Genomic DNA, 17912 nt, shown 5'->3' on the forward strand with positions numbered 1-17912 from the left:
GGCCCGATAACGATACAACACCGCTTCGACAAACAACCGGTTGTCCCGAGCGGTTACCCCCACATGCCCTTCGCGTCCGGGAAGGAGGTCTTGAATCCGTTCCCACTGATCGTCCCGTAAGCCATACCGTCGTACCATTCAGCGACCTTCTTCTGAATTCACTCTCTCAATTGAATCGCTTTTGGTCGTCTTTGGCGACCCCTTAATTGAGGACACGCCCTAAGCTCCTTAATCAAAAAGGGAAAAATAGAGGGCTCGCCTGAGTTCAGCGGCTTGACCGGATTGCTTTGAACAACGGAGGGCAAGAAGCCGTGTCATCCAATCCCTTCCCGCCTATCGAGTTCGCCACTCCATAACGACCGTTCGTCGGGTAAATCCTACCGGTTATCGGTTTCCGCCGATGCAGTCAAAAAGCGCTGCTATAACTATCGGCATGAAAACAAAACACGAAAAAGGTTTTACGTTAATCGAGCTGATGGTCACGGTAGCGGTGCTCGCTATCACGCTCGCGATCGGCGTACCCAGCTTTCGAGACACGATTCTCAATAATCGAATTACCACTCAAATTAACGAACTGGTGGCAGATTTGAGCATTGCGAGAAGTGAGGCCATCAAGCGTGGCGTTCCCGTGACGTTGTGTAGAAGGAACTCGGCCGGCAACGATTGCGACAACAGTGCGGCGTGGACAAATGGATGGGTTGTATTTTCGGATCGGGACGGCGATGGCGATTTTGAAGACGACGGTGACACCACCCTATGTGAAGCGTCGGTGGATGACTGTCTGTTGCGTGTAAAAGCACCGCTTGCGTCAGGAGGCTCGCTCACCTATAGCGGTGGAAATCGAGTTAGGTATGACACACAAGGTTTTGCTACAGGATTTAACGGCACCTTCGTTTTTTGCGACAGCCGAGGCGCAACCAAGGCCAAGGGGAGCATAGTCTCCAACACCGGAAGAGTTCAGGCGACACGGGATTCCAATAACGACGGAACGCATGAAGACGGTTCCGGAAACGCCGTGACTTGTCCTTAAGCAAAGCAAATCGATCAGAGCAGTCTTAAAAGGCACTCAAAAAATCCGTGCAATTTAAAATGAAACCTTCAGACCATCTCACTCCGTGTCCCCAAAGCATCTGCACGAGATCAAGGGGCTTCGGCTTCTCCTTGCTGGAGGTGCTGATCAGCGTTTTGGTCTTTTCCATAGGGGTCCTCGGCATTGCCGCCCTTCAGCTCAAGGCCAAGCAATCGGGTTACGAAGCCGTACAGCGCACCATCGCCAGCTCGCTGGCAGCCGAGTTGCTTGAAAGGATGAGGTTGAATTCATCAGGCACGTCTTTGATCAATTACGTCACAGCCAATGGCACGCAGACATTAAACGCAGCCAGCCCGCCTGCAGCCGCCCCGGATTGCTCGGCCGGCTGCACATCCACTCAAATTGCCGCCCTAGATTTGCGAAATTTTTGGGATGCATTGAATGGCGCCAGCGAAACGCGGAATGGCAATTCAACCGGCGGCTTGGTCAATCCGACCGCATGCATCAACGGCCCGGCCGACGGCTCGCCCGGCACCTACACGGTTACCATCGCATGGCGCGGCCAGGCCGATTTGACCAACGCGAATGCCAGCACCTGCGGCCAGGGAAGTTACGACGGACCGAGCGGCACAAACGGCTATCGCCGCATCTTATCCATCACCACCTGGATCGGACCATGAGCAGATTGATGCATACCACTTTCAGGCAATCGGGCGTCGGCTTGGTGGAGCTCATGGTGGCGCTGGTCTTGGGCTTGTTCGTCACCGCCGGCATCACCAGCATGTTCGTCCAGAACAAGGGGAGCTACAACCAGGACGAGCGGAACGCCCGCATGCAGGAGTCCGCCCGCTATGCCTTGCAGCTTCTGGCACGCGATTTGTCGATGGTGGGGTTTTGGGGAGGCGTGGTGAGTTCGGGTTCAGATATTAGTGATCCCGGTTCTACCGACTTGCCGATTACTCAAGATTGTGGCGCTTCGGGAGTTCGATGGGCCTTCAATCCGGTCCAATCCATCCAATATTTTAAGCCCGCCAACTCTAGCGCCGTACCCAGCACGGAATTCCAGTGTGTCGTTAACGGTACCGGTTACAGCTATAAAGCCAATACCAGTGTCTTGTCGGTCAAGCACGTGGCGGGTGTCTCTACCACGTTGCCCGAAAGCGGCCGCGTTTACGTCCGTACGGTAGGGGCCAGCGGAAATCTAGTCAAATCGGACGGTACTGCGACTCCATCCGGACAGCAGGATTGGCAATACGAGGTAAACATATATCACGTCGCTAACGATAGCAGCGGTATACCCTGGCTGCGCCGCAAGTATTTAACTCATAGCGGTGGCACACCTACGATGGAGGATGAGGGGCAGTTAGCCGAAGGCATCGAGCAATTCCACATCCAATTCGGCATCGATACCGATGGCGACGGGATTCCGAACCAGTATTTGTCCGATCCCACCGATACTCAACTGCAAACCGCCGTCAGCGCACGTATCTATGTGCTGGTACGCAGCTCCGATCAGGATTTCTCCTACACCGACAATAAGATTTACACGCTGGGTGACCTGTCGGTTAACGGCGGCAATGCATTCAACGACCGCTATTACCGTCGGGTTTATACAACCACCGTGCAGCTACGAAATACCCAATATCAACTCCTCCTGCAAGGAGCTACTGCCTCATGAAGCACTTCAGTGATCTTCAAACGCAGAAAGGCGCCGCCCTGGTGGTCTCGCTGCTGATTCTCCTGGTGGTAACAATGGTCGGATTGGCCGGGATGCGGACCAGCACCCAGGAGCTGCGCATGGCCAGCAACGCCGAGGATAAACAGACAGCGTCTCAGCAAGCGCAGGCCGCGATCGATTATCTGGTGAATAATCCCAGTCTGCTCCCCGTTATCGGCGGTGTCGGTTTTGCTCTCTGTACGACCAATGAAACCAAAGCCAATGGAACTGCTTGCGACACTAACGATGTAGAGCTACCTGATCCATTTTGCGACGACGCCACAACAAGCAGCGGCTGTACCACGAACCAATGGTCAGGCACCAGCAAGCTAAGGCTCACCCGCCAGAATCCGGGAACCGGCTTGCCGCCACGTCTTTTGGCTACCAGCTCGGCCATGTTCGCATCGGCCTATTACCTGGGGGAAAGCCAGTACGACGCCACAGGCGTCGGGCGCGGCGCGGACGGCTTGGGCGCCGGACTGATGCGCATCATACCCAAATGAATAAGAACTCGCGGAGTGCATCCATGAAATTCGCAACAGCCCTGGTTTCTTCTCTGATTGCCATTTTGACTCTGCAATCCGCGCATGGCGAGGACACCGATATTTATCTGAACCCTGCGAACACCGAGGGCGGAAGTCCCATGGTGATGTTCGCCCTGGATTATCGGTCGAACCTCGGATCCACCGCATGTCAGGGCAGCGAATGCGACAGTCTCCGCACGGCCGTATCGCCGAGTACGGGAACGACTTATCTGCCAGCCAGCGGCACCGTCAGTTTTTTCGAGCTGTTGCGGGCCGTATTGAGAAAAGTGACGGATGATTTGGCCCCGGAGCTCGCCAATGTGAAGCTCGGGCTCATGATCAATCACAACAACGACAATAATTGCGAAGGCCCCAGCAAAACCGGTTGTAGCAACGGCGGCTATATGCTGCTGGGATTCGATACCGGCACCAGCCGTCTGCACAACAAACTCGCCCAAATCCCGGTCCCGCAAGGCAATCTCGCCCATTCGTTCCAGGGCAAGGAGCTCTATTTCGAGCTGTTCCGTTATTTGACGGGCCAAGGTATCTACAACGGACACAATGGCTGGACCGATTACAGTACGAACAACCAGCAAAACTTGCCCGTTGATAACCCCAACATCAGTTGGGACAGCTCCATAGAAACGGGAAACCGCTACATAAGCCCTTTGGTAACTAACTGTAGCAAGGTCTTCGTCATCAACTTCATGTTTCAGGTGTCCCAACAGGAGTCCGATTCAGATACGGCGATCATGGAGACCAAGGCCAACGGCGGCATGAACCAGTTGAACATCACCGGCACCAACGACAATTTCTCGACGGTGATTCGCTTCATGCACGATGCCGATCTGGCGGATGATACCTGGGGAGAACACAATCCGGATCTGGAAGACGTCCAAAACGTCACGTCCTATTTCTTCGTCGATCCGACCAAGATCAATACCACCACCAACGGCTATGCTTCCGCGGGGGGCACGAATGCGGCGCTGCCTTTGAGCAGCAATCCCCAGGAACTCATCGATCAATTGAAGGATGTCTTCAAACAAATCTTGAGCATCAGCACGACCTTCGTGTCCGCCGCCGTTCCGGTCAACGTATTCAATCGCACCGAAACGCTCGAAAACGTGTTTTATGCCTTGTTTCAACCGGAAGCCACCCCTCGTTGGAACGGCAATCTCAAGCGCCTGAAATTGGCGGTCGATCCGACCACCAAGAATTTGCAGGTTCTGGATCAAACCGGAACCGAAGCCATCTCGGCGACTGACGGCCGCATCAAGACCGAAGCCTCGACCTTCTGGACCAATCCGGCCGGTGCCGACGTCGTGGCGGCTGATACGAGCATCGGGGAGGTTTCGGGCAAAGACGGCCGCAGCGTATCGCGCGGCGGCGCCGGACAAAAAATTCCCGGCTTTCTGAGCGGCAGTCCCGGAACCAGCAATGCGACAGGCGCCCGAAACCTTTTTACCGAGCCCGACAGCTACACGAACGGAACACCCACCGCATTCCGCGCGCTGAACGCGGATGCGACCACGGCAGGCATCTCCGTAATATGGGATAAGCTCAAGCTCAGGGGTGCGAACAAGTCGACCTCCTGTTCGCCATCCACCGATTGCTGGACCACCGCCGCCAGCTATGCGGCGGCTTCCGGGACGGACCAAACCATGGCGGTCGACCTTCTCAAATTCGCCCGTGGACTCGACCCATTCGACCAGGACGCCGACGGGAGCACCACGGACGTGCATCCGTGGGCCACGCCGAGCGGCCAGAGCCCTCAAAAACCTTGGTTAATGGCCGATCCCTTGCACTCGAAGCCGACGCCCATCAATTATGGTGCACGAACGGCGGCGGGCTATTCGAACACGGTGCAGGACGTGCGTATTCTGTTGGCGGGTAACGACGGTTATCTGCATATGTTCCGCAACTCTACCTCCGGCAGTTCGCCCGAAGTTCCCAGCGGTGTTGAGGATTGGGCTTTCCTGCCAAGATCTCTGATCGGCAACCTAAAACTCCTGGCGGAAAATGCGGATGCAACGCCGCATGTGTACGGGCTCGACGGCAAGGCTGCCGTCTACATGAAGGACACCGATGGCGATGGCACGATCGAATCGGGTGAAAAAGTCTGGGCCTACATCGGCATGCGGCGCGGCGGTAAAACCTATTACGCCCTGGACATCAGCGACCCGGACGATCCTAAAATGCTCTGGTCGATCACCAAGACCAGCGGCGGCAATTTCGACGACTTGGGATGGACCTTCTCCGATCCGGTCGTCGGCAGCTTGAATTGGGGTAGCGGCGAGAAGCCCGTGGTGATCTTCGCGGGCGGGTACGACACCAATAAAGACACCCGAAGCGGCGCCAACTCCAATAACGCCGCGACTGGAACCGACGACAGCGAAGGCAATGCAATCTATATCGTAGACGCCGAAACCGGGGCTCTAGTGTGGAAAGCGGCCAAAACCTGCGGAAGCATTCCGGCGACCCAATGCAAGGCGCACGCAGACCTTCTGGACAGCATACCGTCCAGCGTAACCGCCGTGGACACGGACAGTGACGGATTGACAGACAGAATCTTGGTCGGCGATACCGGCGGCGTGGTTTGGCGTGCGGATTTGATTCCTCCGCCTCCTCCGCCTCCTGAAGTCGATCCACCGGTTTACGAAGATAAACGAGCGCAATGGACGATAACGCCCATTCTTTCCGTGGGACGCCACGCGGGACAACCCGACCGCCGGTTCTTCCACAGGCCGGACTTCGTTCAGGCCAAAGACGGCACGGGCAACTTCGATGCCGTAATCATCGGTTCCGGCGACCGCGAACATCCGCTGGACACCAACGTGCAAAACCAGTTCTACATGTTCAAGGACCGCAATACGGAGACAGATGATCCTCCGACGACGACCAGGCAGGTGAGCAACCTCGACAACCTAACCGTGACGGCAACGGCGAGCAATGCGTGCGACTGCGGATGGTATATCGATTTGGGACTTGGCGCGGACGGCGGTGAGAAGTCTCTGGCTTCGCCATTGACGTTCTTCGGAAAAATCTTCTTCAGCACTTATGTACCTGCGGGAGATTCCGGGGATGCCGATAACGTGACGTGCGGACCGGCGGAGGGCAAAGCCTACACTTATGTCGTAAGTCTGTTCAATGCGGCTGGCGTTTACGACTTCGACACCAGCAATGATTCCGATGGTGTTGAAACGAAGGAGCGCTCTGTCGAAACCGGATCGGGCATCCCCAGCGATCCGATCTACATGTCACTGGGCGGAAAACAATTTATTACTCCGGGGAATATCCCGCCGGAAGAAGAGTTCCGAAATCCCTTGGAAAGCAGGGCGATTTGGAAAACATTCTGGTATGAGAAGGAATGAGAGATCGATTATGAAGATGCAAAGTATTCGAAAGACGCGGGGCTTTACCCTGATGGAATTGATGATCGCGGTTGCCGTAGTGGGAATATTGGCGGCGGTTGCTTTTCCCGGCTATCAAAGCCAGATGATCAAAACCCGGCGCTCGGACGGCAAAGCCGCGTTGATGAACGCCGCCGCCAAGCAGGAACAGTTTTATTTGGACAATAAAACTTATGCGAGCACCATGACGGCGCTTGGCTATTCAGCGAACCCGGCAAGCTCCGAGGAAGGGTACTACCAGATCAGCATTACGGCATCGAGCGCGACCGCTTTCACGCTCCAGGCGGCGCCTCAAGGCAGCCAGGGGAGCGATGCCGTATGCGGCAACCTGACATTGAATAATCTAGGAACCAAGACGGAAAGCGGTAGCGGCACCGTCGACGACTGCTGGTAATTTTGCCGCTGGCGACGTCCCCGTAATTCGTAGGGTGGGTTAGCCGGTGCTCCAATCGCAAACGGTTGTCCTGGGAGCGCCAGGACAACCCTTCCAATCGCAAACGGCGGTTTTAATCGCAGCCCTTCCAATCGCAAACGGTCGCTTTAATCGCGACCCTTCCGGCGTAACCCGCCATCTCCTGACAATCGGTGGGTTACGCCGGAGCACCGGCTAACCCACCCTACGATTTTAACGGTCCGAATGCCCCAGATCTCTTCCGGGCGCGATCGCATCTCTAACCCGCTGTTTAAGTTCCTTCGCCTCGGGAAAGCGCCCCTCTCCCTTTCTGGACCAAAGCGTATTCCCCGAGGCCCGCACTTCGAATACTCCGCCCGTACCGGGAATAAGCGCCACCTCGCCGATTTCCTCCTCGAACGTGGTCAGAAGCTCCTGCGCCAGCCAGGCTGCGCGCAGCAGCCAACGGCATTGAGTGCAGTATTCGATTTCGATGCGGGGTTTTGCGGTCATAGCCTTTCTCTCTTTGTAGGCCGGGATAAGCCAGTCCTGAGCCCCGTCGAAGGGGCGATAGCCGTTCCCGGCGGACGGCGCGAAATGCCGGGAACGCTTCGCTTATCCCGGCCTACTACGCTTAATCTTTTAAATTTCGATCCAGGGCCGCACAGCCTGCCAAAGCAGCTTGGCTCCCACAATGAATACCACCACGGCAAACATCCGCCTGAGCTTCCGTGTCGGCACCCGATGTGCGAGTTTAGCGCCGACGGGCGCAAACGGAATACTCGTCGTTACGATGCCGGCAAAGGCGGGCAGATAAACATAGCCTAGGCTCCAAACCGGCAAAACGGGTTTTTCCCAGCCCAGGGCGATGTATGTTAAAGAGCCGGCGACCGCTATGGGAAAACCGCAGGCGCTGGAGATGGCGACGGCGTTTCGGATCGGAAATCGGCATTTGACCAGAAAAGGAACGCTCAGCGTCCCGCCGCCTATTCCGAGGATCGAAGAGACTGCGCCGATACCCACCCCGGCGGCGGAATAAAGCCATCCGCTCAGCACACGATTTTGCGAGCTTTCGGTCTTTAAATCGATCAAAATCCGGCCCCCAACATAGAGCAGGAAAAGAGCGAAAATCAGCTTGAACCAATGCGCCGGCAACTGATCGGCGATGACCGATCCGGCTATGGAGCCGATCAGTATTCCCGGAGCCAGCCGGAATACCGTATTCCAGCGGACGGCACCGAGGCGGTGATGCGCATAAACTGCGGAGATGGACGTGACGACGATGGTTGCAAGGGAAGTCGCCACCGCCATGATCATGACGGAATCCGGCGGGAATCCCCGCTTTGAGAAAAACCAGACCAGAAACGGCACGATCACGACGCCTCCACCGATGCCGAACAAGCCGGACAGCACGCCGGCCAAGCTGCCGAAAGCCAGGTAAAGTCCCAGTTCTTCCCCCATGCTCTACTCATCCGCGTTTAAAATAGGGGCCGTATGCTAACAGGAACCAGGGCTTAAGCTAAAAACCCATGAAAACTTATCTTGTCGGCGGTGCCGTAAGGGATAGCCTGCTCGGGCGACCGGTGGAGGAGCGCGACTGGGTGGTGGTGGGCGAAACGCCGGAAAGCATGATCGTCCGAGGCTTTAAACCGGTCGGCAAGGATTTTCCCGTGTTTTTGCATCCCAAAACCCGCGAGGAATACGCGCTCGCCCGCACGGAGCGGAAAACCGCACCCGGTTACCGCGGCTTTGTCGTCCATGCCGAGCCGGACGTGACTCTGGAGCAGGATTTGCTCCGCCGCGACCTGACCATTAACGCCATGGCCCTGGACGAGGAAGGCCGGCTCATCGATCCCTATGGCGGCGCGCGGGATCTTGGCGATCGGGTCCTCCGCCATGTCTCGCCCGCATTCGGCGAAGATCCGGTACGCATCCTCCGCGTCGCCCGCTTCGCCGCCCGTTTCGCGCAGCTCGGCTTTCGGGTAGCGGCAGAAACTTTCGACCTGATGCGGGGCATGGTGGCCGCCGGTGAAGTGGATGCGCTGGTGCCGGAGCGGGTTTGGGCGGAATTGGCTCGCGCCTTGTCCGAGCCGACTCCCCGGGCTTTCTTTGAGGTGATGCGGGAGTGCGGCGCATTGACCAGGCTGTGCCCGGAAATCGACCGATTGTTCGGCGTCCCGCAACCCGCCGAGCATCACCCGGAAGTCGACACCGGCCTTCATACCTTGCTGGTTCTCGACCAGGCTGTCCGGCTGAGCCCGGATCCGGTGGTGCGCTTCGCCGCCTTGACCCACGACCTGGGTAAGGGGCTGACGCCCAAGGAATTGTGGCCAAGGCATCACGGCCACGAAAAAGCCGGGCTTGGCGCACTGGAGAGCCTTTGTCTGCGGCTGAAGGTGCCCAATGCCTACCGCAAGTTGGCGGAAAAAGTGATGCGCTATCACGGCCATTGCCACCGGGCACTCGAACTGCGCCCCGCGACCGTGGTGGATTTGTTGCAACGGCTCGACGCGCTCCGAACGAATAACGCCTTGGATGCCTTTCTTCTCGCCTGTGAGGCCGATGCCAAAGGACGCCCCGGTTTCGAGAATCGGCCTTATCCGCAAGCCGAATGGCTGCGGATGGCGCGGGAAGCGGCCTTGGCGATTCCGGTCCAACCGTTGTTGGAGAAAGGATTCAAAGGGGAAAGTCTGGGCTGCGAACTGCGCCGGACGCGGATCGACGCCGTGAAAATTTGTCGACAGCGATTTTTGGAAAGCCGAAGTTCCGGTTGAATGTAGCGCTTGCAATGAATCTAAAACCCGCCGTGATTTACCAGCCCCGCGATTTTGTAGAGACCCACGAAGGATTGATTTTCGCTGTCGTGGACAGCCTGCTCGAAGACAATCGAGTGCTCTGTTTTCTTCGTTACGTGCCGATCGAGGGAAAGCTCAGAAAATTGGGTACTGATGAAGCCAATGCTTACCTGCAAGCTCGGGCGCCCCAATATCTATTTTCATCGAAGCGGCTCGACGCAAGACTCCATGCCGTGCCGCTGAAAAACATTCGCCGGCATCACCGGCCGCAGGAACGTGTGCGCGAATTGCTGAAGTCGACACCGCGAGACGAGATCGAGCGGAAAGCGGTTCGATTGCTGCAAAAATTCGGTGCGCACGGACTGGAATTGGGCCAAGTCGGCCTAACCGGGTCTCTATTGATCGGCGCCCAAACGCCGAAATCCGATCTCGATTTCGTTATCTACGGACGCAAAGTTTTCTTCGAGGCTCGCGAGATCGTTAGGCGGTTGATCGAAACGGGAGAACTGCAAGACCTCGACGGCATGGCCTGGCGCGATGCCTACGACCGGCGTGGTTGCGCATTGACATTCGAGGAGTTTCTCTGGCATGAGCGCCGTAAGTTGAACAAGGCGCTGATCGACGGAACGAAATTCGATATCACCTTGGTGGACGAGCTGCCGTCGAGAGAATCGGGCCCGGTCCGCAAGCTTGGGCCGATCCTGGTTCGAGCGCAAATAGCGGATGCGACTTACGCGTTCGATTATCCGGCCGTGTACCGATTGCTGCATCCCGAGATCACGGAAGCCGTCAGTTTTACCCACACCTATGTGGGCCAGGCCTTGGCCGGAGAGGTCGTGGAGATTTCAGGTCTGCTGGAAGAGTCGCTAACCGGGCAGCGACGCATCGTCGTGGGCTCCAGCCGCGAAGCCTCGGGGGAATACATCAAGGTGGTGGTCGGGCGGTGAACGATCTTGAACCCGCATAGGCAAGGTCGATGTCGTTTGTTACATTTCGGCCCTTGCAACCCTCAAAACAACATTAAAGAGGAGAAAAATATGATCGGCGGCATTATTTCGGTACTCATCTGCGTGTGGTTTTATCGCACGGCGACTCGGCTCAACCTCAACGTGCTGCAATGGATCGTCGGCGCGCTGATCGTCTACTACGGGATCAAGGCGATCTGGACCTACGCCATCTTGAAGCCCTTGCTGGGCGGGTCATTCACGTATTACAGCATGACCGCCGGCATCATGATCGAGCTGTCGGGCGCCCTGCTCGGTGCTTTTGGCGCCGCGCTGTTCCGTAACCGGATCATGCTCAAGCAGACCTCATGACTTTTGCTCCTGACCTCTCGCCGGAGCTATCCCAAGAGCGTTTGACACTCCCCAGCTTCCGTGCGGTCATCTTCGACATGGACGGTTTGGCTTTGGACACCGAATCGACCTATTGCCACGCCTGGCGGTCGGCCGCGGCCGACCTAGGTTTCGAGTTAAGCGAGGAATTCTGCCGGGGATTGTTCGGCCACCATGCCGACGACGTGGAGCGGGCATTGAGGGCTGCGCTCGGCGATGCCTTCGACCGCGGATTGTTCCATCAGTCCGCCGAGCGACACTGGAGGAGCTATCTCGACGATCACGGCATCGGGCCGATGGCGGGTTTGAAAGAGCTGCTCATCATCCTGCAACATCGAGCGATCTCCTACGCACTTGCCACCAATAGCGACGGCCCTTACGCCAGGGAGTGCTTGCACCGATCCGGCATAGAGGAATCTTTTCCGATTGTTGTGACCCGCAATCAGGTCGAACGGGGAAAGCCGGCACCCGACCTCTTTCTTGAGGCGGCGAAACGTTTGAATGTTCCGCCAGGCCTATGCGTCGTGCTGGAGGACTCGGGAACCGGCCTTGAAGCGGCGCGTGCCGCGGGGACCATTCCGGTGCTGATTCAACGGCGCGAAGAGATGCGCAATAGGCTGGCGGAACTGGCGGTGCTCAGCTTTCCGGCCTTGCAGGATTTTGCTGACCTGCTTGAAACAGTCCGATGATGCGGGATGTCGGTGCCGTTCCCCAACCAAGAGCCTTTTCCGATCAGGCGGCGCGGATCGGAAAAGGCTCTTGGCTTTTATGTTTGAGTTTGCGGGTGTAAGTGCGGCCGTCACGGAACGTCGCGGCGCGGTTGAACTTCCCGGCATGTTTGGCGACGGGATTGGTTAGCGGGATCGCGGGTCGTTTGGTTTTCTTGGTCATGGTTTTGCTCTCGTTCAAATCGTCTTGCTTTCGCCGGATACCGGCTCGCAGCTCAGACCGTTTCAAGAAGGATCGGTTCCCGAGCTCGTTTCAGGAAAAGTTGTAGTGCTTTCGCACGGTTTCGAGGATTTTCCAGGTGCACTGCAGCCCGGTCCGGAACGTCACCAGATCGCCTTTGGCGAATTCCACCGGCTCGCCGCCTTCGGGCGTCACGATCACGCGCCCTTCCAGGAGATAGCAGGTTTCGGTCTCGTCATAAGTCCATGGGAATTCGGACGGTTCCTTGCCCCACACGGGCCATTGCCGCACGCCAAGCGACTTCAGCCGGTCTTCTCCGACTTGCCGTTCGATACGGATATCGGTCATATCGTTCTCTCCTATTCGTTTAAGGGTTGATAGTGGATCCAAGGCAGCCTCTATCTCTCCGCCATAGTGCAAAGCCAGCCAGACGGTAATCGTATCCTCGGGCGTCCAGTTTACGCGATGGCGGCAATGGGCCGGAAGCAAGAGGGCGTCGCCGGGGTGCAAAACCGCTTCGTTGGACTGCCCCTCGATCGAGAGGCGCGCCTGACCCAGAAGCAGCAGCACCCATTCGTTCCGGTCTTGATCGTACCATTGTCCTTCCGGTGTGACATGGCCTCGGGAAAGAATACGCTCCAGCCGGAAAGCCGGTGTTTCCAGCAGGACTTCGAATTTTTCCTCGGGCAAATTCTCAGGCAGATCGGCCAGCAACGCGCTCATCGATGCTTCAGACAATTTGAGCATTCCGGAATGGTCCTCGGCAGCCAGCGACGACTGGTTATTCTAATGGAACATTTTTGTCCACAAAATCTGTGGATAAAGTTCTGCAAAAACGGAGAACAATCTCTTCCAGGCCGCGCGACATGCAGGCTGCACGTGATTGATCAGGATTTCCGCACGGGTTGGTCGAAACGGTTATTTTCCGTTTCTTCACGCACGCTGTGCGGTTTGATAGAGTGCCGGAAAAATCGAACGGGAGGAAACTATGATTGCGGCATTGTCGATGGTTGTCATCTTGGCGATCGCGGTTTGGTTCTATCAAACCGCTCAGCGGTTGAGTCTGCCCGCATTGGCTTGGGCCATCGGCGGGGTCATCGTTTATTACGGGGGTTTCCTGTTTTGGATGCAGGTGGTGCTGCGTTCGCTGCTGGGCGAGTCTTTCCATACTCATGGCTTTTGGCTGGGAATCGGCATGGATGTCACGGCAATTCTGGCCGGGGCGATCTGCGCCGCCCTGTTCCGTTATTGGGTCATGATGAAAAAGGGCCGGAAGCCTTTCGAAACGTCTTTCTAGTCTTGTAGGATCGGTGAGTACCCGTAACGCATCAATCGCGAACGATGCGGTTTCTTCGTCACCGCATCCTACGATTTATCACCGCGATTCTGCATGACTATTTACTAAGATGCGCGACAGGCCGGATTGTTTGCCCGGCCTGTCCGGCAGCGCCGATCAGAACAGCGCGGCATTGAGCCAGAAGTGAGCGACGATGCTGCCCGCATAGCCGAGCGCAATCGCCGGCATCCATTTCAGATGACTGAGGAACGTGTAGGCGCCCCGCGTCTGGCCCATGAGCGCGACGCCCGCCGCCGAGCCGACCGACAGCAAGCTGCCGCCGACCCCGGCGGTCAAAGTCACCAAAAGCCACTGTCCCGTGGAGATATCCGGATTCATGGACAAGATGGCGAACATGACCGGAATGTTGTCCACGAAAGCGGAGGCGATGCCTACCAGAATGTTGGCCGGCGTCGCTCCCAGTTCCCCATAGAGATATTGCGAGGCGTGGCCCAGATAGCCCAGAAAATCGAGCCCACCCACGCACAGCACCACGCCGTAGAAAAACAGCAGCGTGTCCCACTCCAGCTGCGCCAGTTTCTGGAAGATATCGAACCGCTCCTCGCCCGGGCGCGCTTCTTCCTCTTCGTGCCGATCCATCAGTTCGGAAGGTACCTCGGCTTCTTCGCGATGGGTTATGTGCAGGTAATAGCCGAAGAACTGGATGTAAGTCAGACCGGCCATCATTCCCACCGCGGCCGGCAAATGCAGGATATTCGAGAACACCACGGCAGTCGCGATGGTCAGGAGGAACAAGGCGACGATCCGCTTGGCGCCGCGCTTCATTTTGGTGACATCCTTGATTTCGGCCGGGCGTGAATCCGGTATCGCAAAATGCATGATGGCGGCCGGCAGCACGAAATTGATGACCGAAGGAACGAACAGGACGAAGAAGCCCCAGAACGTGATCTTATGCTGCTGCCAGACCATCAGCGTCGTGATGTCACCGAAGGGGCAGAAAGCGCCGCCGGCGTTCACGGCCACCACGGTGTTGACGCAGGATAGCGCGACGAAGCGGGGGCTGTCCTTGCCGACGGCCATCACGACGGCGGTCATCAGCATCGCCGTGGTCATATTGTTGGAGATGGACGAGATGAAAAAAGCCAGAATGCCCGTTATCCAAAACAGCGAGCGATACCCGAGACCCTTGCTGATCAGCCAAGCCCTGACCGCCTCAAATACCTGCCGTTCTTCTAGCGCGTTGACGTAGGTGATCGATACGATCAGGAACAGGAGCAGCTCGCCGTAATCCAGTACCAAGGTCCGCACCGCGTCTTCGGCCAACTGCGGTTGGCCGTGTCTGTTGTAGACGACGGCAATCGCGGCCCAGATGATCGCCGCGGCCAGCATCACGGGCTTGGATTTCCTGAGTTCGGTGACTTCTTCCAAAACGACGAAGATATAAGCCAGCACAAAAGCGGCTATCGACAAATAGCCGACGAAATGCCCGGTCAGATCCAAAGCTTGGCCTTCCACCGGGGCGGCCAGAGTAGCGAGCGGAAAGACCGCCAACAAACATGCCAATAAAAGCTTGAAATTCAAAATCATTCGATGGCCTCTCCTTCCGATTCGAGAAACGCGTCGCGCCTGGGGGGCAGTGCTACGTCACATAAATCTTACTGTTTCAGTAGAGAATGGTAGCATTCGCTTTTATCGAGTCGGAACGCGTGTTTCATGCCTGCACCGCCCAAAAACCCGAAAAATTAGTTAAATTCGAGCAAGATTCATAATGAATTTAGTGAAAATCCTAGTTGCCGGCCTGTTGCTGCTTCTATCCACCACGGTATTAGCCCAGGAAGGGGGAACTGCCGCAGCCAGCAGACTGGATCTGACGCATCATGTCGTCGGTTATCTGGCCGTCATCATTTTCTTCCTGGCTTATGCCCTCGCCATGGTCGAGGAAATCACCGACCTCAGAAAATCCAAGCCGATGGTATTGGCCGCCAGCCTGATTTGGGTGTTGGTGGCGATCATGTACGTCCGGCGCGATCTGGGCGATGTGGCGGAGCAAGCTTTTCGGGCGAGCCTGGAAGGGTACGCGGAATTGTTCCTGTTCCTCCTGGTCTCCATGACCTACCTCAATGCCATGGAAGACCGTGGAATCTTCGAGAATCTCCGCGTCCGGTTGCTCAGCAAAGGATTCAGTTACCGGCAACTGTTCTGGATCACCGGGTGCCTATCGTTCGTACTCTCGTCCATCTGCAACAATCTCACGACGGCATTGCTGATGGGCGCCGTGATCATGGCCATGGGAAAGGACAATCGCCGCTTCATTTCGCTCGCCTGCATCAATGTGGTGGTCGCCACCAATGCCGGTGGCTCGTTCAGCCCCTTCGGCGATATCACTACCCTATTGGTTTGGCAGAGCGGCGTCGTGCCGTTCGTCGATTTCTATTCCTTATTGATCCCGTCCATCGTGAATTTCGCCCTGCCGGCGGCGATCATGCACTTCGTAATACCGAAGGAAAAACCCGCGCCGGCCGTCGAGGTGCAAGCGATGAAAAGAGGCGCGATTCCGGTGATCGTGATGTTTTTGTTAACCATCGCCACCGCCATCTGCTTCGAAAACCTGCTCAGTCTGCCGCCCGCGGCCGGGATGCTGGCGGGGCTGACCTATTTGAAGTTCTTCAGCTATTACCTGCAGAAGACCGGGACATCCCGCGGCAGCCGGGAAGAGCTCAAGGATACCGATGAGATGGAAATTCCCTATAACCTTGACGAGAGCCACGCGTTCGACGTGTTTCACAACGTCTCGCGGCTGGAATGGGACACGATGCTGTTTTTTTACGGGGTCATGGTCAGTGTCGGCGGGCTGAGCTTCATCGGCTATCTGGACTATGCCTCGGAATTTCTTTACACGGATCTGGACCCTACCATCGCCAACGTGCTGGTGGGCATCGTTTCCGCTTTCATCGACAACGGCACCATCATGTACGCCGTGCTGACCATGGCGCCCGACATTTCTCAGGGACAGTGGCTTCTGGTGACCCTCACCGCCGGGGTCGGCGGCAGCTTGCTCGCCATCGGCTCGGCGGCGGGTGTGGGCCTTTTGGGACAGGCGAAAGGCGTCTATACCTTCGGCGCTCATCTCAAATGGATGCCGGTGATCGCCCTCGGATACGCCGGCAGTATTTTCGTGCACTTTCTGATCAACGGCCGGTATTTCTAAGGGGGAAGTCACCGCGTCTTGTAGTCTGTAGGCCGGAATAAGCCTGTCCTGAACCCGGTCGAAGGGGGTCAGCGTTTCCGGCGCTCGCGTTGGAAGACCGCCGATTCAGTTACCAAGATGCGGGCAACTTCCGGTGGATGTGTATGGAGCTGCGCTCGATCGAGAGATAGGCGCCGCGCTCCAAATCCTTCATGAGCCGGCTGACCATCTCCCGGGAGCAGCCGATGATGTTGGCCAGGTCTTGATGGGTCGGTTTTTCCTGGATGATCCATCCTTTCTCGTTTTCGACGGCCATGTCGTGCAGGGCTTTGGCCAATCGCCCGTAGACGTCCGACAGCGCGAGTCCCCGGACGTTTTCCGTCAAATTGCGAATCCGCTGAGTCAGGCTTCGGATGATGCTGAACGCGGCGTCCGGATGATTTCTTAGCCAGGATTTCAACACATGGCGCGGAACCAGGCTACATACCGTAGGTTCCAGGGCCGATATCGAGGCCGAACGAGGTTCGCCATCCAGCAAAGACAGCTCCCCGAAAAAAGAGCCCGGGCCCTGGCTCGAAAGAATCACCATTCGCCCGTTTGCGCTGCTTAGATAGGCTTGTACTTTGCCGGAAAGGATAATGAACAGCGCTCCGCCTTCGTCGCCCTCACGAATAATGACCGAATTTTTGGGATAGCTTTTTATCGTCGCGCAGGACGCCAGCTCCGCAAGAGCGGTTTCGGCTACTTCGGAAAAATACGGGATATTTTTTAATCCCTGGAGTGTTTCATCCGACACTAGGCAATCGCGTTCAGTTGAAGGAAACGAGGACTATGGATATCTCCCGTCATTCTCGAATTCCGAAACGCGAGGTGCACGACGGGCGGCGATTCTAAATGTTAGTTCATTTCGATCCGTCAACCGTAAAAAAATGGGACCGGCGCTGAATTTCGGTCCCGAAGAGTCGCCAGGGAGGCGTAACCGTATTATCTGAGGCGGCGCGCGGCTGAATCGCCCGTCCGTTTGGGGCTCCGCGCCACGGTCTTAAGCGGATCCATTCATTTTCTATCCCGATTTTCCGGAAGTGTGGCCTTCGCCGGATTATCGATTCCGGTGGCGTTCACGATCATTTCGAAGGCTAGGCGTTCCTTCGCCCGCGCCGACGTTCCGAAACCATCCTGTGGCAAAAAGACGAACAGCACCAAGGCTAATATGAGGGCAAAGGTCGTGATTATTACCGAGAGGCCGACATATAGAAGCTTAATGGAATACCCGGCAAGGTCTCTCTGAACCGTGTACGGCATATGCCTACTCGCTTGC

20 protein-coding genes are annotated in these 17912 nt (G+C 56.8%); 12 read left to right on the forward strand and 8 right to left on the reverse strand.

Features of this window, described 5'->3' with window-relative positions:
• The coding region (locus VEB01_RS10110) for a transposase (RefSeq protein WP_324875127.1) at positions 1-138 on the reverse strand (138 nt) is incomplete at its 3' end.
• Between the two features lie 262 nt (positions 139-400).
• On the opposite strand from VEB01_RS10110, the gene VEB01_RS10115 reads away from it, so the two are divergent.
• Genes VEB01_RS10115 through VEB01_RS10140 form a run of 6 tightly spaced genes read left to right on the forward strand, consistent with a single transcriptional unit; the run spans position 401 to position 7075 of the window.
• Entirely contained in the window at positions 401-1030 is a 630-nt protein-coding gene (locus VEB01_RS10115; RefSeq protein ID WP_324875081.1) for a GspH/FimT family pseudopilin, read from the forward strand.
• 59 nt (positions 1031-1089) lie between these two features.
• Positions 1090-1710 carry a type IV pilus modification protein PilV gene (pilV, locus tag VEB01_RS10120; RefSeq protein WP_324875083.1) on the forward strand — a complete coding sequence of 207 codons (621 nt, stop codon included), beginning with the start codon at positions 1090-1092 and terminating at the stop codon, positions 1708-1710.
• A complete protein-coding gene (locus VEB01_RS10125) occupies positions 1707-2708 on the forward strand; it encodes a PilW family protein (RefSeq protein ID WP_324875084.1) in 1002 nt (333 codons plus the stop codon). Before pilV ends, VEB01_RS10125 begins: the two co-directional genes overlap by 4 nt.
• The gene (locus VEB01_RS10130; RefSeq protein WP_324875086.1) at positions 2705-3250 is read left to right on the forward strand and encodes a PilX N-terminal domain-containing pilus assembly protein; all 546 of its coding nucleotides are present in this window, start codon (positions 2705-2707) and stop codon (positions 3248-3250) included. The genes VEB01_RS10125 and VEB01_RS10130 overlap by 4 nt, the downstream gene beginning before the upstream one ends.
• A 23-nt stretch (positions 3251-3273) precedes the next feature.
• Positions 3274-6642: a pilus assembly protein gene (locus VEB01_RS10135; protein WP_324875088.1), complete on the forward strand. Its 3369-nt coding sequence runs from the start codon at positions 3274-3276 to the stop codon at positions 6640-6642.
• A 10-nt stretch (positions 6643-6652) separates the two neighbouring features.
• On the forward strand, positions 6653-7075 hold the full coding sequence (locus VEB01_RS10140) for a type IV pilin protein (protein ID WP_324875090.1): 423 nt from the start codon (positions 6653-6655) through the stop codon (positions 7073-7075).
• Positions 7076-7306: 231 nt separating this feature from the next.
• Here VEB01_RS10140 and VEB01_RS10145 read toward each other — a convergent pair whose 3' ends face one another.
• Both VEB01_RS10145 and VEB01_RS10150 read right to left on the reverse strand, forming a co-directional pair.
• Positions 7307-7585 carry an Rdx family protein gene (locus VEB01_RS10145; RefSeq protein WP_324875092.1) on the reverse strand — a complete coding sequence of 93 codons (279 nt, stop codon included), beginning with the start codon at positions 7583-7585 and terminating at the stop codon, positions 7307-7309.
• A gap of 129 nt (positions 7586-7714) precedes the next feature.
• Positions 7715-8533, reverse strand: a complete 819-nt coding sequence (locus VEB01_RS10150) for a sulfite exporter TauE/SafE family protein (protein WP_324875094.1) — start codon at positions 8531-8533, stop codon at positions 7715-7717.
• A gap of 68 nt (positions 8534-8601) precedes the next feature.
• Between VEB01_RS10150 and VEB01_RS10155 the strand changes: the two genes are divergently transcribed.
• The 4 genes from VEB01_RS10155 (at position 8602) to VEB01_RS10170 (ending at position 11890) form a co-directional block, all read left to right on the forward strand.
• Positions 8602-9846, forward strand: a complete 1245-nt coding sequence (locus tag VEB01_RS10155; RefSeq protein ID WP_324875096.1) for a multifunctional CCA addition/repair protein — start codon at positions 8602-8604, stop codon at positions 9844-9846.
• Between the two features lie 14 nt (positions 9847-9860).
• Positions 9861-10814: a nucleotidyltransferase domain-containing protein gene (locus tag VEB01_RS10160; RefSeq protein ID WP_324875098.1), complete on the forward strand. Its 954-nt coding sequence runs from the start codon at positions 9861-9863 to the stop codon at positions 10812-10814.
• A gap of 90 nt (positions 10815-10904) precedes the next feature.
• Positions 10905-11183: a hypothetical protein gene (locus VEB01_RS10165; RefSeq protein WP_324875100.1), complete on the forward strand. Its 279-nt coding sequence runs from the start codon at positions 10905-10907 to the stop codon at positions 11181-11183.
• On the forward strand, positions 11180-11890 hold the full coding sequence (locus tag VEB01_RS10170; RefSeq protein ID WP_324875102.1) for an HAD family hydrolase: 711 nt from the start codon (positions 11180-11182) through the stop codon (positions 11888-11890). Before VEB01_RS10165 ends, VEB01_RS10170 begins: the two co-directional genes overlap by 4 nt.
• 43 nt (positions 11891-11933) lie before the next feature.
• On the opposite strand, the gene VEB01_RS10175 is transcribed toward VEB01_RS10170, so the two are convergent.
• Positions 11934-12092 carry a DUF7230 family protein gene (locus tag VEB01_RS10175; protein ID WP_324875104.1) on the reverse strand — a complete coding sequence of 53 codons (159 nt, stop codon included), beginning with the start codon at positions 12090-12092 and terminating at the stop codon, positions 11934-11936.
• 90 nt (positions 12093-12182) lie between these two features.
• Positions 12183-12848, reverse strand: a complete 666-nt coding sequence (locus VEB01_RS10180) for a cupin domain-containing protein (RefSeq protein ID WP_324875106.1) — start codon at positions 12846-12848, stop codon at positions 12183-12185.
• 250 nt (positions 12849-13098) lie between these two features.
• Between VEB01_RS10180 and VEB01_RS10185 the strand changes: the two genes are divergently transcribed.
• Positions 13099-13407 carry a hypothetical protein gene (locus VEB01_RS10185; RefSeq protein WP_324875108.1) on the forward strand — a complete coding sequence of 103 codons (309 nt, stop codon included), beginning with the start codon at positions 13099-13101 and terminating at the stop codon, positions 13405-13407.
• Positions 13408-13563: 156 nt separating this feature from the next.
• On the opposite strand, the gene nhaD (VEB01_RS10190) is transcribed toward VEB01_RS10185, so the two are convergent.
• Positions 13564-14994, reverse strand: a complete 1431-nt coding sequence (nhaD, locus tag VEB01_RS10190; RefSeq protein WP_324875110.1) for a sodium:proton antiporter NhaD — start codon at positions 14992-14994, stop codon at positions 13564-13566.
• Positions 14995-15175: 181 nt separating this feature from the next.
• Here nhaD (VEB01_RS10190) and nhaD (VEB01_RS10195) point away from each other — a divergent pair, with 181 nt between their 5' ends.
• Entirely contained in the window at positions 15176-16615 is a 1440-nt protein-coding gene (gene nhaD, locus VEB01_RS10195; RefSeq protein WP_324875112.1) for a sodium:proton antiporter NhaD, read from the forward strand.
• A 109-nt stretch (positions 16616-16724) separates the two neighbouring features.
• Here nhaD (VEB01_RS10195) and VEB01_RS10200 read toward each other — a convergent pair whose 3' ends face one another.
• Both VEB01_RS10200 and VEB01_RS10205 read right to left on the reverse strand, forming a co-directional pair.
• On the reverse strand, positions 16725-17390 hold the full coding sequence (locus VEB01_RS10200; RefSeq protein ID WP_324875114.1) for a Crp/Fnr family transcriptional regulator: 666 nt from the start codon (positions 17388-17390) through the stop codon (positions 16725-16727).
• A 260-nt stretch (positions 17391-17650) separates the two neighbouring features.
• On the reverse strand, positions 17651-17896 hold the full coding sequence (locus VEB01_RS10205) for a hypothetical protein (protein WP_324875115.1): 246 nt from the start codon (positions 17894-17896) through the stop codon (positions 17651-17653).
• Positions 17897-17912: the final 16 nt, after the last annotated feature.

Origin of the sequence: Methylocaldum sp. (assembly GCF_035627495.1) — a bacterium.
GTDB lineage: Bacteria > Pseudomonadota > Gammaproteobacteria > Methylococcales > Methylococcaceae > Methylocaldum.

Excerpts from the sequence above, each read along its gene's own strand:
- VEB01_RS10165 (WP_324875100.1), top strand. The coding sequence starts at position 10,905 with ATGATCGGCGGCATTATTTCGGTACTCATCTGCGTGTGGTTTTATCGC.
- VEB01_RS10115 (WP_324875081.1), top strand. The coding sequence starts at position 401 with ATGCAGTCAAAAAGCGCTGCTATAACTATCGGCATGAAAACAAAACAC.
- VEB01_RS10205 (WP_324875115.1), bottom strand. The coding sequence starts at position 17,896 with ATGCCGTACACGGTTCAGAGAGACCTTGCCGGGTATTCCATTAAGCTT.
- VEB01_RS10135 (WP_324875088.1), top strand. The coding sequence starts at position 3,274 with ATGAAATTCGCAACAGCCCTGGTTTCTTCTCTGATTGCCATTTTGACT.
- VEB01_RS10160 (WP_324875098.1), top strand. The coding sequence starts at position 9,861 with ATGAATCTAAAACCCGCCGTGATTTACCAGCCCCGCGATTTTGTAGAG.
- VEB01_RS10175 (WP_324875104.1), bottom strand. The coding sequence starts at position 12,092 with ATGACCAAGAAAACCAAACGACCCGCGATCCCGCTAACCAATCCCGTC.
- VEB01_RS10150 (WP_324875094.1), bottom strand. The coding sequence starts at position 8,533 with ATGGGGGAAGAACTGGGACTTTACCTGGCTTTCGGCAGCTTGGCCGGC.
- nhaD (WP_324875110.1), bottom strand. The coding sequence starts at position 14,994 with ATGATTTTGAATTTCAAGCTTTTATTGGCATGTTTGTTGGCGGTCTTT.
- VEB01_RS10145 (WP_324875092.1), bottom strand. The coding sequence starts at position 7,585 with ATGACCGCAAAACCCCGCATCGAAATCGAATACTGCACTCAATGCCGT.
- pilV (WP_324875083.1), top strand. The coding sequence starts at position 1,090 with ATGAAACCTTCAGACCATCTCACTCCGTGTCCCCAAAGCATCTGCACG.
- nhaD (WP_324875112.1), top strand. The coding sequence starts at position 15,176 with ATGAATTTAGTGAAAATCCTAGTTGCCGGCCTGTTGCTGCTTCTATCC.
- VEB01_RS10185 (WP_324875108.1), top strand. The coding sequence starts at position 13,099 with ATGATTGCGGCATTGTCGATGGTTGTCATCTTGGCGATCGCGGTTTGG.
- VEB01_RS10155 (WP_324875096.1), top strand. The coding sequence starts at position 8,602 with ATGAAAACTTATCTTGTCGGCGGTGCCGTAAGGGATAGCCTGCTCGGG.
- VEB01_RS10140 (WP_324875090.1), top strand. The coding sequence starts at position 6,653 with ATGAAGATGCAAAGTATTCGAAAGACGCGGGGCTTTACCCTGATGGAA.
- VEB01_RS10170 (WP_324875102.1), top strand. The coding sequence starts at position 11,180 with ATGACTTTTGCTCCTGACCTCTCGCCGGAGCTATCCCAAGAGCGTTTG.
- VEB01_RS10125 (WP_324875084.1), top strand. The coding sequence starts at position 1,707 with ATGAGCAGATTGATGCATACCACTTTCAGGCAATCGGGCGTCGGCTTG.
- VEB01_RS10130 (WP_324875086.1), top strand. The coding sequence starts at position 2,705 with ATGAAGCACTTCAGTGATCTTCAAACGCAGAAAGGCGCCGCCCTGGTG.